The organism is Citrobacter sedlakii (assembly GCF_018128425.1).
GTDB lineage: Bacteria > Pseudomonadota > Gammaproteobacteria > Enterobacterales > Enterobacteriaceae > Citrobacter_A > Citrobacter_A sedlakii.
The window spans coordinates 2,080,733-2,093,305 of the sequence record NZ_CP071070.1 but is presented as its reverse complement, the minus strand read 5'-3'; the positions used below and the strand labels follow the sequence as shown (position 1 = coordinate 2,093,305).

12 protein-coding genes are annotated in these 12,573 nt (G+C 57.2%); 5 read left to right on the top strand and 7 right to left on the bottom strand.

Annotation, left to right across the window (positions count from 1 at the left end; all coding sequences use genetic code 11):
* Positions 1-90 precede the first annotated feature (90 nt).
* Positions 91-2,007, top strand: coding sequence for a tyrosine-protein phosphatase (locus JY391_RS10025; RefSeq protein ID WP_211935665.1), 1,917 nt, complete (start codon positions 91-93; stop codon positions 2,005-2,007).
* Positions 2,008-2,085: 78 nt separating this feature from the next.
* Here JY391_RS10025 and kdsA read toward each other — a convergent pair whose 3' ends face one another.
* From kdsA to hemA, 6 genes are read right to left on the bottom strand one after another with little or no spacing between them, the layout of a single operon-like run.
* On the bottom strand, positions 2,086-2,940 hold the full coding sequence (gene kdsA, locus JY391_RS10020) for a 3-deoxy-8-phosphooctulonate synthase (RefSeq protein ID WP_211935664.1): 855 nt from the start codon (positions 2,938-2,940) through the stop codon (positions 2,086-2,088).
* A gap of 36 nt (positions 2,941-2,976) precedes the next feature.
* The gene (sirB1, locus tag JY391_RS10015; protein WP_042283626.1) at positions 2,977-3,786 is read right to left on the bottom strand and encodes an invasion regulator SirB1; all 810 of its coding nucleotides are present in this window, start codon (positions 3,784-3,786) and stop codon (positions 2,977-2,979) included.
* A 3-nt stretch (positions 3,787-3,789) separates the two neighbouring features.
* Complete coding sequence (gene sirB2 / locus JY391_RS10010) at positions 3,790-4,182, bottom strand: invasion regulator SirB2 (RefSeq protein ID WP_042283628.1); 393 nt, start codon at positions 4,180-4,182, stop codon at positions 3,790-3,792.
* Positions 4,179-5,012, bottom strand: a complete 834-nt coding sequence (gene prmC, locus JY391_RS10005; RefSeq protein WP_211935663.1) for a peptide chain release factor N(5)-glutamine methyltransferase — start codon at positions 5,010-5,012, stop codon at positions 4,179-4,181. Before prmC ends, sirB2 begins: the two co-directional genes overlap by 4 nt.
* A complete protein-coding gene (gene prfA, locus JY391_RS10000) occupies positions 5,012-6,094 on the bottom strand; it encodes a peptide chain release factor 1 (RefSeq protein ID WP_211935662.1) in 1,083 nt (360 codons plus the stop codon). Before prfA ends, prmC begins: the two co-directional genes overlap by 1 nt.
* Positions 6,095-6,133: 39 nt before the next feature.
* Positions 6,134-7,390, bottom strand: coding sequence for a glutamyl-tRNA reductase (gene hemA, locus JY391_RS09995; RefSeq protein ID WP_042283635.1), 1,257 nt, complete (start codon positions 7,388-7,390; stop codon positions 6,134-6,136).
* 201 nt (positions 7,391-7,591) lie between these two features.
* On the opposite strand from hemA, the gene lolB reads away from it, so the two are divergent.
* The 4 genes from lolB (at position 7,592) to dauA (ending at position 12,171) form a co-directional block, all read left to right on the top strand.
* Positions 7,592-8,215, top strand: coding sequence for a lipoprotein insertase outer membrane protein LolB (lolB, locus tag JY391_RS09990; protein ID WP_211935661.1), 624 nt, complete (start codon positions 7,592-7,594; stop codon positions 8,213-8,215).
* The gene (gene ispE, locus JY391_RS09985) at positions 8,212-9,063 is read left to right on the top strand and encodes a 4-(cytidine 5'-diphospho)-2-C-methyl-D-erythritol kinase (RefSeq protein WP_211935660.1); all 852 of its coding nucleotides are present in this window, start codon (positions 8,212-8,214) and stop codon (positions 9,061-9,063) included. Before lolB ends, ispE begins: the two co-directional genes overlap by 4 nt.
* Before the next feature lie 266 nt (positions 9,064-9,329).
* Positions 9,330-10,277, top strand: a complete 948-nt coding sequence (gene prs / locus JY391_RS09980) for a ribose-phosphate diphosphokinase (protein WP_001518537.1) — start codon at positions 9,330-9,332, stop codon at positions 10,275-10,277.
* A 211-nt stretch (positions 10,278-10,488) separates the two neighbouring features.
* Entirely contained in the window at positions 10,489-12,171 is a 1,683-nt protein-coding gene (gene dauA / locus JY391_RS09975) for a C4-dicarboxylic acid transporter DauA (RefSeq protein ID WP_211935659.1), read from the top strand.
* 99 nt (positions 12,172-12,270) lie between these two features.
* Here the strand turns inward: dauA and ychH are convergent, their stop codons facing one another.
* Positions 12,271-12,549 (bottom strand): stress-induced protein YchH, encoded by a 279-nt coding sequence (ychH, locus tag JY391_RS09970; RefSeq protein WP_012906045.1) that lies wholly within the window; start codon positions 12,547-12,549, stop codon positions 12,271-12,273.
* Positions 12,550-12,573: the final 24 nt, after the last annotated feature.

Genomic DNA, 12,573 nt, shown 5'->3' with positions numbered 1-12,573 from the left:
TCGCAGTTAAATTGCCGAACCGTCACAAATTGTTCACGCATGCTCCCTATACTCCGCGCCTGTTAACGTTAACAGACAAGGAGTTTGGTCATGAAAGCATCCCTGAGCCCGCTTACAGCACTTGTTCTTTTCACCTGCGTCAACGCGCAGGCTGCAGATCTTTTACTCAATACCCCACGTCTAAGCGGTATCGACAACTTCCGCGATATCGCCGGGCTAACCACCGCCTATACCACCGCCCATAACGGCGTAATGCGTGCGGGAGTATTCTATCGCTCAAACGCCCTGACGCCGACAGGAAACGATTTGGCGGCACTGGAGGATCTGCAGGTCACCACGGTCGTTGATTTGCGCTCCCCGGCAGAAATCACCGCTCAGGCCGACACACTGCCGGCGGGCAGCCGTTATGTCGCCGTCGATTTAATCGGTAATAACGGCGCCTTCGTCATCGATCTCAACAATATGAACGTCAGCGACATCGACAAAATGATGCAGGACGGCGAGCGCAGCTTCGTTACCAGCGACTACGCCCGTCAGGGTCTGGGCAAGGTTTTCCGCGAGCTTGCCGCCGCAGATGACGCCGCCCTGTTCCACTGCACCGCGGGCAAAGATCGTACCGGCTGGGTCAGCGCCGTGCTGCAAACCATCGCGGGCGTCAGCGACAGGGATATCATGGCAAACTATCTGGCGACCAACGACTACACCGCCGATCGTATCAGTGCGACGCTTGCCACGATGCCGACATCCATGCGCGATACTTACGGCGCGCTGATGGGCGTTCGCGCCAGCTGGCTGCAGGCCGGGCTGGATAGCGTTATCGCCAGCTACGGGTCGATGGACAACTATCTGAAAACGGGCCTCGGCCTCGATCAGGCGACGATCTATGTACTGCGCGGCAAAATGGTGCGCTATCAGACGCTGCCCGGCGAATCCGGCTTCAGCGGCAACTCTGCGCAGGGGGCGTCGCTGCTGAACGCCCTGCAGGACTCCCCGCTGTCGGGACGTGACACGGCATATAACTACTATCTGCAAAGCGCTATCGATCAAGACTCCCTCGGCGGGGTTGAAAAACAGATTGGCGGACAGGTTTTCGCCGACGCCAGCAGCTATCTGCTGCGCCAGCCGTCACGCCTGTACGATGCGCTCGCCCCGGTGATTTCCGCCCGCGGCCTTCAGGACGAAGAGTCTCAGGTCTGGTTGCAGGGGCTGGCGACCTATCTGGGAACGGATGCGAGCAGTGAAGCCAGCTCCAGCAGCGAACACAGCTGGGGAACGCTGGTCGGCGTCACTCATCGCTTCAACGCGCGCAGCGCGGCAAACGCCTCGATTGGCTATGGCGACGGCAGTATCTCTTCGGCAGGCGGCAAGGTGAAAACCCATACCCCGACGCTGGGACTCGGCGCACGCTACGCGCTCTCCTCGCTGGACAGCGGCCCCTGGGTCGGTCTGCAGGGCAGCGCCGGGTATATCGACTACCAGAGCGACCGCCGTCTCGGCGGCGGGCTGGGCGCCGCATCGGGCGATACCCACGGCCAGTTCTACAGCGGACGAGCCTCTCTCGGCTGGTTCAGTACCGTTTCAACGCTGACTCTCGACCCGGCCATCGGCGTGCAGGTGACGCATTTAACCCTCGACGGCTTTCGTGAACGCGGCAGTGAAGCGGCGCTCGACGTGGATGGTGTGAACCAGACGCAAACCAGCCTGACGGCTGACTTAGGGATCGGGATATTGCCGCAGCAGGTGGGAAACTGGACGCTGAAACCGGGCATTGCGCTGGGCTATGAGCGGATGCTGAATGATAAATCGACGAGCAGTCATGCCACGCTCTATGGGCTGGGCGTCGATCAAACCTCGGCCTTCGGCAGCAAAGCGCTTTATAAAGCGGGCCTGCAACTGAGCGCGACCTTTAACACTATCACCGTCGGCACTCGGGTGGATTATCTCACCGCCGATACGCACAGCGATGATGGCGTCGCGGGCCAGCTCAACGTGGCGATAGCCTTCTGACGGCGCCCGTACTGAATACCGCAATGCCGTTCACGTCAGCGGAACGGCATTGCGCTTGCGGTTTTCTCTCAGCGAAACTCAGCTCTCGGTATCCAGTTCGTTGAAACTTTTCACCAGGGAGTCAATCGCCTTCATCTGCACCAGGAACTGTTCCAGCTTCGCCAGCGGCAGCGCGGACGGACCGTCACATTTAGCGTTGTCCGGATCCGGATGCGCTTCAATAAACAGGCCGGCCAGACCCACTGCCATACCGGCACGCGCCAGTTCGGTCACCTGACCGCGACGACCGCCGCTTGCCGCGCCAAACGGGTCGCGGCACTGCAGCGCGTGCGTCACGTCAAAAATCACCGGGCTGTTACCGGACACTTTTTTCATCACGCTGAAGCCCAGCATATCCACGACCAGGTTGTCATAGCCGAAGTTAGCGCCGCGATCGCAAAGAATAACGTTATCGTTACCGCCTTCGTGGAACTTATCCACGATATTTCCCATCTGGCCCGGGCTAACAAACTGCGGTTTTTTCACGTTAATCACCGCGCCGGTTTTCGCCATCGCTTCCACCAGATCGGTCTGACGGGCGAGGAACGCCGGCAACTGAATGACATCCACCACATCAGCAACAGGCTGCGCCTGGCTCGCTTCGTGAACGTCGGTGATCACTTTTACGCCAAAGGTCTGCTTCAGTTCCTGGAAAATTTTCATCCCTTCTTCCAGGCCAGGACCACGGTAAGAGTGGATAGAGGAACGGTTGGCTTTATCAAAAGAGGCTTTGAACACGTAAGGGATACCCAGCTTCTGGGTCACGGTTACGTAGTGCTCACAAATGCGCATCGCCAGATCGCGGGATTCCAGCACGTTCATGCCGCCAAACAGCACGAACGGCAGATCGTTCGCTACCTTGATGTCGCCAATGTTAACCACTTTTTGTTTCATAGGATCGCCTTAATGGTGAGTAAGAGTGTCGATAAATTAATGCAGAACAATTTGCTTGTGCGAGATGTTATTAATCTGCGCACGAATCATTTCGCTGATCGGGTCTTCCGGACACTGTTCAACGAAATAGCTTAAATCGGTCAACGCCACGTGTTCACATTCCAGTTGCGCATAGATTAATCCCCGGTCGCGTATTTCATACGGATCTTCCGGATTAAATTGCAGCAACGCTTCACTGGTCCGCAGCGCCAGTTCCATCTGCTGTTCTTCCATCAGAGAGGATTTCAGCGTGTCGAGCAGCTTGCGAATGACTTCCGCGTTATCGGCTTCGTCCAGATCTTCGTTAAACAGTTCCGCGACCGGACTGATATTGCCTTTCAGCCAGACTTCCAGCGTATGCTCATTCAGCGTTTCGCCGTTGAAGGGATTAATCAGCCACATTTCCCCTTCCAGCGACTCAATGCGCAAAATAAGCTGCGTCGGGAAAATGACCGGCACCAGCGGTAATGACAGGCGGTTGGCGACCCACAGTAAGATCGCGCCCAGCGACACCGCGCTGCCCTGACGGTTTTTCAGGACCTGGTCAAGCCATAATGCATCGGACAAACGGTAGACGCCGCGGCTGTCAGTAAAGCCCCATTCGCCGTAAAAAAGTGCCAGCAATTTTTCCAGTTGCTCATCCTGAGACAGGAGCTGGCTAATTTCTTCTTGCGCCAGGCTGACCAGACGTTCCAGCTCGTCGTAGACAGTTTGTGAGGGAAAATCCAGGCGGATGGCTTCCGACGCCAGAATCATTCCGTCGCACAGTGGCGCTTTATTAAATTCGAAATCAGCTAACGATCTCATGACTTACCCCAGTAACGATATTTTTGTGGTGGCGAGTTTAACGATGATGTACAGCGCCACCAACGCCAGCGGAAACGCGATCCACCGCGTCTGCCGACTGCGCGCCCGACGGTAATCAAGCGCGATAAAACCCAAAACGATGTAAATGATAACGCCAAACAGCTTCTCAGTCAGCCATGAGCCCTGTTCGGTGAATGGCAGGATGTGCGTTTTAGCGATTAAGCCGATACCGCTGAGTAACAGGAACGTATCAACAACGGGCGGTACAACTCGCGTCCAGCGGGCATCAGCCTGCGGAGAATGGCTTTCCCGCCACCAGAAACGCAGCACAAACAGGCTGACTGAGAGGGCGATGCTCAGCAAGTGGAGGGTAAGCAAAAGCGTAAAACTGCTCACGGTCGCCAGCGTCCCAGCGTCACCCGCTCGTTATCGCCGTAGTCCCGGCAGGTCTCCACGTCGTGATAGCCCGCGCGGACAAAAGCGTCGCGCACCGCTGTCCCCTGCTGCCAGCCGTGTTCCAGTAACAACATGCCCTCCGGCATCAAAACGGCGCGCGCACGGTCGATGATATGCTTGATGTCCGCCATCCCCTGATCGCCCGCGACCAGCGCCGTCAGCGGCTCAAAGCGAACGTCGCCCTGCGAAAGATGCGGATCCTGCTCATCGATGTACGGCGGGTTGCTGACAATCATCTCAAACCGGTTCCCGGCTAAGGCGCTGAACCAGTCGCTTTGCAGGATTCTGACGTTTGTGATGGCGTGTCGGGTGGCATTTCGCTGCGCCAGTGCAACGGCCTCCGGCATCCGGTCCACTGCCGTGACATCGCAGTCAGGGCGCTCGGAAGCCAGCGCCAGCGCAATCGCCCCGGTACCGGTGCCCAGATCCAGGATCCGGCATGACGCAGCGGGCAGACGCGCCAGAGCCTGTTCAACCAGACATTCGGTATCCGGGCGCGGGATCAGGGTGGCTGGCGAGACAAACAGCGGCAGTGACCAGAATTCCCGTTCGCCGATCAGATGGGCGATCGGTTCGCCACGGCGACGGCGCGCCAGCAGCGCAGCCAGTTGCTGGCGCTGGGCGTCGGTTAATTCCGTTTCGCCAAACGCCAGAATCCAGGTGCGCCCCTTGCCGGTGACATATTCAAGCAGGATCTCGGCGTCACGACGTGGCGAATCGCTTTCCTGTAGCTGGCTTATGGCCTCACGCAACCAGTGTTGAAAATTCATTATTCCTGCTCGGACAGCGCCGCCAGTTGGTCAGCCTGGTATTCCTGCACGATGGGCTCGATCAGCATATCCAGCTTGCCTTCCATCGCTTCGTCCAGGCGATACAGCGTCAGGTTGATACGGTGGTCGGTGACCCGCCCCTGTGGAAAATTGTAGGTACGGTTACGGTCGCTGCGATCGCCGCTGCCTAACAGGTTTCGGCGGGTGGAGGCCTCTTCCTGCTGGCGCTTCGCTACTTCCGCCGCGCGAATACGCGCGCCGAGCACAGAGAGCGCTTTCGCTTTGTTTTTGTGCTGCGAACGTTCGTCCTGGCACTCCACCACAATGCCGGTCGGCAGGTGAGTAATACGGATCGCCGAGTCGGTGGTGTTAACGTGCTGACCGCCCGCCCCCGAGGAACGGAAGGTATCAATGCGCAGATCGGCCGGGTTAATATCCGGTAGTTCTGCTTCCGGCAGTTCCGGCATCACCGCGACGGTGCAGGCAGAGGTATGGATACGTCCTTGTGACTCCGTTGCCGGTACGCGCTGGACGCGATGACCGCCGGACTCAAACTTCAGTCGCCCATAAACCCCGTCGCCGCTGATTTTGGCGATGATCTCTTTATAACCGCCGTGTTCGCCTTCGCTCATGCTCATGATATCTACCCGCCAGCGACGGGTTTCGGCGTAGCGGCTGTACATGCGGAACAGATCGCCGGCAAACAGCGCCGCTTCGTCGCCGCCGGTGCCGGCGCGCACTTCGAGGAACGCGTTGCGCTCGTCGTCCGGATCTTTGGGTAGCAGCAAAAGCTGGAGCTGCTGTTCCAGTTGTTCACTTTTGTCTTTTGCTTCGCGCAGTTCTTCCTGCGCCATTTCACGCATTTCAGGATCGTCGAGCATCATCTGTGCCGTTTCGATATCTTCCTGAACCTGTTGCCAGTCCGTAAAACAGCGAGAAACATCGCTTAATTGTGCATACTCACGCGACAGCGCGCGAAAACGTTCCTGGTCTGCGATGGTTCCCGCATCACCCAGCAACGCCTGAACTTCCTCATGGCGTTCATGCAGGGCTTCCAGTTTGGCAACGATAGAAGGCTTCATAGGCGTAAATGCACCTTGTAAAAAAAGAGGGGTGTGCTGCTACTCCAGCCCGAGGCTGTCGCGCAGAATATTCAGGCGTTCGTCGTCCCCGTCACGGGCAGCCTGCTGTAGAGATTTGGTTGGGGCGTGGATCAAGCGGTTGGTCAGCTTCCAGGCCAGATCCTGCATAATCGCCTGGGCATCGCCGCCCTGCTCCAGCGCAGCCAGCGCTTTGGCGGTCAGCTCGTCGCGCACCTGTTCAGACTGGCTGCGGTATTCGCGGATGGTCTCGCTGGCGCCTTGCGCGCGCAGCCAGGCCATAAATTCGCTGGTTTCCTGCGCCACGATGGTTTCGGCTTCCACGGCCGCGGCTTTACGCTGCGCCAGGTTATGCGAAATGATGCTTTGCAGATCGTCAACGCTGTAGAGATAGGCATTCGCCAGCTTGCCGACTTCCGGCTCGACATCGCGCGGGACAGCGATATCCACCAGCAGCATCGGCTGGTTGCGGCGGCTTTTCAGCGCGCGCTCCACCATCCCTTTGCCAATGATCGGCAGCGGGCTGGCGGTGGAACTGATAATAATGTCCGCCTCCTGCAAACGCGCGTCGATGTCGCTCAGCGCGATGACCTCGGCGCCGACTTCATCGGCCAGCACCTGCGCCCGTTCGCGAGTACGGTTAGCGATGATCATCTTCTGCACCTTGTGTTCGCGCAGATGACGCGCCACCAGCTCGATGGTTTCTCCTGCGCCGACCAGCAGCACGGTGACAGTAGACAGTGATTCGAAGATCTGGCGCGCCAACGTACAGGCGGCGAAGGCGACGGATACCGCGCTGGCGCCGATGTCGGTTTCAGTACGCACGCGTTTCGCGACGGAGAAGGATTTCTGGAACATGCGTTCCAGCGCGCTGGCGTTGAGGTGGCCTTTCTGCGAATCGGCAAAGGCTTTTTTCACCTGGCCGAGGATTTGCGGTTCGCCGAGTACCAGCGAGTCGAGCCCGCTGGCGACGCGCATCAGATGGCTAACGGCGGCATTATCCTGATGCCAGTAGAGGCTGCTGCGCAGATCGTCTTCGTTAAGGTTATGGTAGTCGCATAACCAACGAATCAGCGCCTCCTGCAAATTGTCCTGCTCTTCAACGCTGAGATACAGCTCTGTACGGTTACAGGTCGACAGCACCACCCCACCCTGCACCATAGGCTGCGCGAGCAGGCTGTCCAGCGCCTGATCGAGCGTGTCCGGCGAAAACGTTACACGTTCTCGCAGCGATACAGGTGCCGTTTTATGGTTAATGCCGAGCGCTAAAAGGGTCATGTCTGCGGGAGTAGTACCAGCGTTGATATGGTTAGTCTGCTCGCATCATACAGGATGCGCGTAATCAATAAAAGAGAGCGCCCCCTTTTGGAGTAATCGCTTAACGCTTAAATTAAGATAACGTGAACGTAGACGATATACCCGCGCGGCGCTAGCATTAAGGGTTATTATTGCAACGTATCACAAGGATTCGTCATCACTATGACCCTGCCTGACTTTCGCCTGATCCGCCTGCTTCCGCTGGCAAGCCTGGTACTCACCGCCTGTACGATCAACGCGCCAAAAGGACCGGGCAAAAGTCCCGATTCCCCGCAGTGGCGACAGCACCAGCAGGCTGTGCTTCAGTTAAATCAGTACCAGACCCGCGGGGCGTTTGCCTTTATTTCTGACGATCAGAAGGTCTATGCCCGCTTCTTCTGGCAGCAAACCGGCCAGGACCGCTATCGCCTGCTGCTGACGAACCCGCTGGGCAGCACTGAGCTGGAGCTGAACGCGCAGCCAGGTCACGTTCAACTGGTGGATAACAAGGGCCAGCGCTATACCGCCGAAGACGGCGAAGCGATGATCGGCAAGCTGACCGGAATGCCGATTCCGCTGAACAGCCTGCGCCAGTGGATTCTGGGCCTGCCGGGTGACGCTACCGACTATAAACTTGACGATCAGTATCGCCTGCGCGAAGTGAATTACCGTCAGGATGGCAAAAACTGGAAGGTCGTTTACAGCGCCTATGACAGTAAAACGCAACCGGCCATGCCTGCCAATATGGAACTTTCGGATGGCGACCTGCGCATCAAGTTGAAAATGGATAACTGGATTGTGAAATGATGACCCACTGGCCATCCCCGGCAAAACTGAATCTGTTTTTATACATTACCGGCCAGCGCGCGGACGGTTATCACACGCTGCAAACCCTGTTTCAGTTCCTCGATTACGGCGACACGATCGACATTACGCCGCGCAGCGACGGCGAGATTCGTCTGCTGACGCCGGTAGACGGCGTGGCGCATGAGGATAACCTGATCGTTCGCGCCGCGCGTTTGCTGATGAAAACAGCCGCGCAACACGGTCGTCTGCCGGCCGGCAGCGGCGCGGATATTCGCATCGACAAGCGCCTGCCGATGGGCGGCGGACTCGGCGGCGGTTCCTCTAACGCTGCGACGATCCTTGTGGCGCTTAACCACCTCTGGCAATGCGGCCTGTCGGTGGATGAACTGGCGGAACTGGGGATCCAGCTTGGCGCGGACGTCCCGGTATTTGTTCGTGGCCATGCCGCCTTCGCCGAAGGCGTGGGAGAAATCCTCACGCCGGTTAATCCGCCCGAAAAATGGTATCTGGTGGCGCATCCGGGCGTCAGTATTCCGACTCCGGCGATCTTCAACGATCCGGATTTGCCCCGTAACACGCCAAAAAGGTCAATAGAAACGTTATTAAATTGTGAATTCAGCAATGATTGCGAGGTTATCGCAAGAAAACGTTTTCGCGAGGTTGATGCCGCGCTTTCCTGGCTGTTAGAATACGCGCCGTCGCGCCTGACTGGTACAGGGGCCTGTGTCTTTGCTGAATTCGATACAGAGTCTCGTGCTCGCCAGGTGCTTGAGCAAGCCCCGGAATGGCTCGAAGGCTTTGTGGCGAAAGGCGTCAACCTCTCCCCTTTGCATCGGGCGTTACTCTAAATCATCCACGTTTCAGGAAGATGGCGAGATGACGAATCACCAGCCGCGTACTTCAGTATGTGACGGGTGTGAAGCATTAGAGCCAACATACATGAGAGAGGAATGATGGCGAGTAAGCCGGGCAAGCTGAGTTTCGGTGACAACGTCACCCTGTTCCAGACGTTGCATCGCGCTCTTTAATACACCGCATGGAGAGAATCCTGCCTGGCCCGCACAGTTTTTGGCAGATTCTTTCCACCAATGGACGCATGCCTGAGGTTCTTCTCGTGCCTGATATGAAGCTTTTTGCTGGTAACGCCACCCCGGAACTAGCACAACGTATTGCCAACCGCCTGTACACTTCTCTCGGCGACGCCGCTGTAGGTCGCTTTAGCGACGGCGAAGTCAGCGTACAAATCAACGAAAATGTACGCGGTGGTGATATTTTCATCATCCAGTCCACTTGTGCCCCCACTAACGACAACCTGATGGAATTGGTCGTTATGGTTGATGCCCTGCGCCGTGCTTCCGCAGGCCGCATCACCGCCGTTATCCCTTACTTTGGCTATGCGCGCCAGGACCGTCGCGTCCGTTCCGCACGTGTGCCAATCACGGCTAAAGTTGTCGCGGACTTCCTGTCCAGCGTCGGCGTAGACCGCGTCCTGACCGTTGACCTGCATGCTGAACAGATCCAGGGCTTCTTCGACGTACCGGTTGATAACGTATTCGGTAGCCCAATTCTGTTAGAAGATATGCTGCAGCTGAATCTGGATAACCCGATTGTGGTTTCTCCGGATATCGGTGGCGTCGTGCGTGCCCGCGCTATCGCTAAGCTGCTGAATGACACCGACATGGCGATCATCGACAAACGTCGTCCGCGTGCGAACGTTTCTCAGGTGATGCATATCATCGGTGACGTTGCGGGCCGTGACTGCGTGCTGGTTGATGATATGATCGACACCGGCGGTACGCTGTGCAAAGCCGCAGAAGCCCTGAAAGAGCGTGGCGCAAAACGCGTATTCGCTTACGCAACGCATCCGATCTTCTCTGGCAATGCGGCTAACAACCTGCGTAATTCCGTGATTGATGAAGTCGTCGTCTGCGATACCATTCCGCTGACCGATGAAATCAAAGCGCTGCCGAACGTACGTACGTTGACCCTGTCGGGTATGCTGGCCGAAGCGATTCGTCGTATCAGCAATGAAGAATCCATCTCTGCCATGTTCGAACATTAATCGAACCCGGCGCAAAAACCCGCTGCGGCGGGTTTTTTTGATGATGAATCAGCCCGGTAAGCGGCAACGTTTTTGGGCGATGCACACGGCCTGTCATTTCAGAACTTCCGCTACGGCGGTTTTTTTATCTTTAACCACTATTTGTATGACTTATGCCTCCTTCACCTGCCATTTAGTTGACAGATGATGCGCTCATGGATGAAACATTATTGTGAACAGAATCTTTTCCTCACATGTGATGCCTTTCCGCGCCCTCATCGACGCTTGTTGGAAAGAAAAATATACCGCTTCACGGTTTACCCGTGATCTCATCGCCGGGATAACGGTCGGGATTATTGCGATTCCGCTCGCAATGGCGCTGGCTATAGGCAGCGGCGTCGCTCCCCAATACGGTCTCTACACCGCGGCGGTTGCGGGTATTGTCATTGCCTTAACCGGCGGCTCGCGCTTTAGCGTCTCTGGCCCTACCGCCGCCTTTGTGGTGATCCTCTACCCGGTGTCGCAACAGTTTGGGCTGGCAGGCCTGCTGGTCGCGACCCTGATGTCCGGCATATTTCTGATCCTCTTTGGACTGGCCCGCTTTGGCCGCCTGATCGAATACATTCCGGTTTCCGTGACGTTAGGCTTTACGTCAGGGATTGGTATCACCATTGGTACCATGCAAATCAAGGACTTTCTGGGTCTGCAGATGGCGCACGTTCCCGAGCATTATCTGCAGAAAGTGGGCGCGCTGTTTATGGCGCTGCCAACGATCAACCTCGGCGACGCCGCCATTGGCATCGTGACGCTGGGCACTCTGATTTTCTGGCCGCGGCTGGGTATTCGTCTGCCCGGTCACCTTCCGGCTCTGCTGCTGGGCTGCGCGGTGATGGGGATAGTTAACCTGTTCGGCGGTCATGTCGCGACCATCGGTTCGCAGTTTCATTACATCCTCGCCGACGGTTCGCAGGGCAACGGGATCCCACAGTTGTTACCTCAACTGGTGCTGCCATGGAACCTGCCGGATTCCGATTTTACGTTAAGCTGGGACTCGCTGCGCGCCCTGCTGCCTGCGGCTTTTTCAATGGCGATGCTCGGGGCTATCGAGTCGCTGCTGTGCGCCGTGGTGCTTGACGGAATGACCGGCACCAAACACAAAGCCAATAGCGAACTGATCGGACAAGGGCTCGGCAACATTGTCGCGCCGTTCTTTGGCGGGATCACTGCCACCGCCGCGATTGCCCGTTCCGCCGCAAACGTACGCGCTGGCGCGACGTCGCCGATCTCCGCCGTCATTCACGCGATTCTGGTGATCCTCGCGCTGCTGGTGCTGGCGCCGCTGCTCTCCTGGTTGCCGCTGTCGGCGATGGCCGCGCTGCTACTGATGGTGGCGTGGAATATGAGCGAAGCGCATAAAGTGGTGGACCTGCTTCGCCACGCGCCGAAAGACGACATTATCGTGATGCTGATGTGTATGTCGCTGACGGTACTGTTTGATATGGTGATCGCCATCAGCGTGGGCATTGTGCTGGCATCCCTGCTGTTTATGCGGCGTATCGCGCGTATGACGCGCCTGGCGGCGGTTAACGTGGAAGTGCCGGAGGATGTATTGGTGCTGCGCGTAATTGGCCCGCTGTTTTTTGCCGCCGCTGAAGGGCTGTTTACCGATCTGGAATCACGTATTGAAGGCAAGCGCGTTGTCGTACTGAAGTGGGATGCAGTACCTGTGCTGGATGCGGGCGGACTGGATGCGTTCCAGCGCTTTGTTAAAAGGCTGCCGGAGGGATGCGAACTGCGGGTGAGCAATCTTGAATTTCAGCCGCTGCGCACCATGGCGCGCGCCGGCATCCAGCCGATTCCGGGACGCCTGGCGTTTTTCCCGAATCGCGACGCCGCCCTGGCGGATTTGACATAAATAAGCAAAAGCCCGGTGGCGTTCACGCTTACCGGGCCTCCCTTTCTTGCCAACAGTCAGACCGGAGACGACATTTGGCTCGCTATCCGGCAATCAGCGTTAACTATGACGGCGATTGTCGTTACGGCGGCAACGTTTATCGTAGTGGCGTACCCACCAGTAGCGGTCACAAACTTGTTCATGCCCGCCAACACGTGCCCCTGCAAGCCAGAGAATGGCCCCGACGAAAATACTCAGCACTGCACCATGTGCGAAAAATTGTGGCAGGTTAAATTGCGGCAGTTGGTTTAAAATTGAATAACCAACGCCAACAACCATCACCACTAACCCCAACCCCATTAGCACATTACCGAGTAACGAAGCGTTTTTGCGTTTCATATGTCACCTCCGGAACTTTTGGGT

What these genes read in the sequence shown, in the direction of transcription:
- JY391_RS10025 (WP_211935665.1), top strand. Translation starts at nt 91, where the DNA reads ATGAAAGCATCCCTGAGCCCGCTTACAGCACTTGTTCTTTTCACCTGC.
- kdsA (WP_211935664.1), bottom strand. Translation starts at nt 2,940, where the DNA reads ATGAAACAAAAAGTGGTTAACATTGGCGACATCAAGGTAGCGAACGAT.
- sirB1 (WP_042283626.1), bottom strand. Translation starts at nt 3,786, where the DNA reads ATGAGATCGTTAGCTGATTTCGAATTTAATAAAGCGCCACTGTGCGAC.
- prmC (WP_211935663.1), bottom strand. Translation starts at nt 5,012, where the DNA reads ATGAATTTTCAACACTGGTTGCGTGAGGCCATAAGCCAGCTACAGGAA.
- prfA (WP_211935662.1), bottom strand. Translation starts at nt 6,094, where the DNA reads ATGAAGCCTTCTATCGTTGCCAAACTGGAAGCCCTGCATGAACGCCAT.
- hemA (WP_042283635.1), bottom strand. Translation starts at nt 7,390, where the DNA reads ATGACCCTTTTAGCGCTCGGCATTAACCATAAAACGGCACCTGTATCG.
- lolB (WP_211935661.1), top strand. Translation starts at nt 7,592, where the DNA reads ATGACCCTGCCTGACTTTCGCCTGATCCGCCTGCTTCCGCTGGCAAGC.
- ispE (WP_211935660.1), top strand. Translation starts at nt 8,212, where the DNA reads ATGATGACCCACTGGCCATCCCCGGCAAAACTGAATCTGTTTTTATAC.
- ychH (WP_012906045.1), bottom strand. Translation starts at nt 12,549, where the DNA reads ATGAAACGCAAAAACGCTTCGTTACTCGGTAATGTGCTAATGGGGTTG.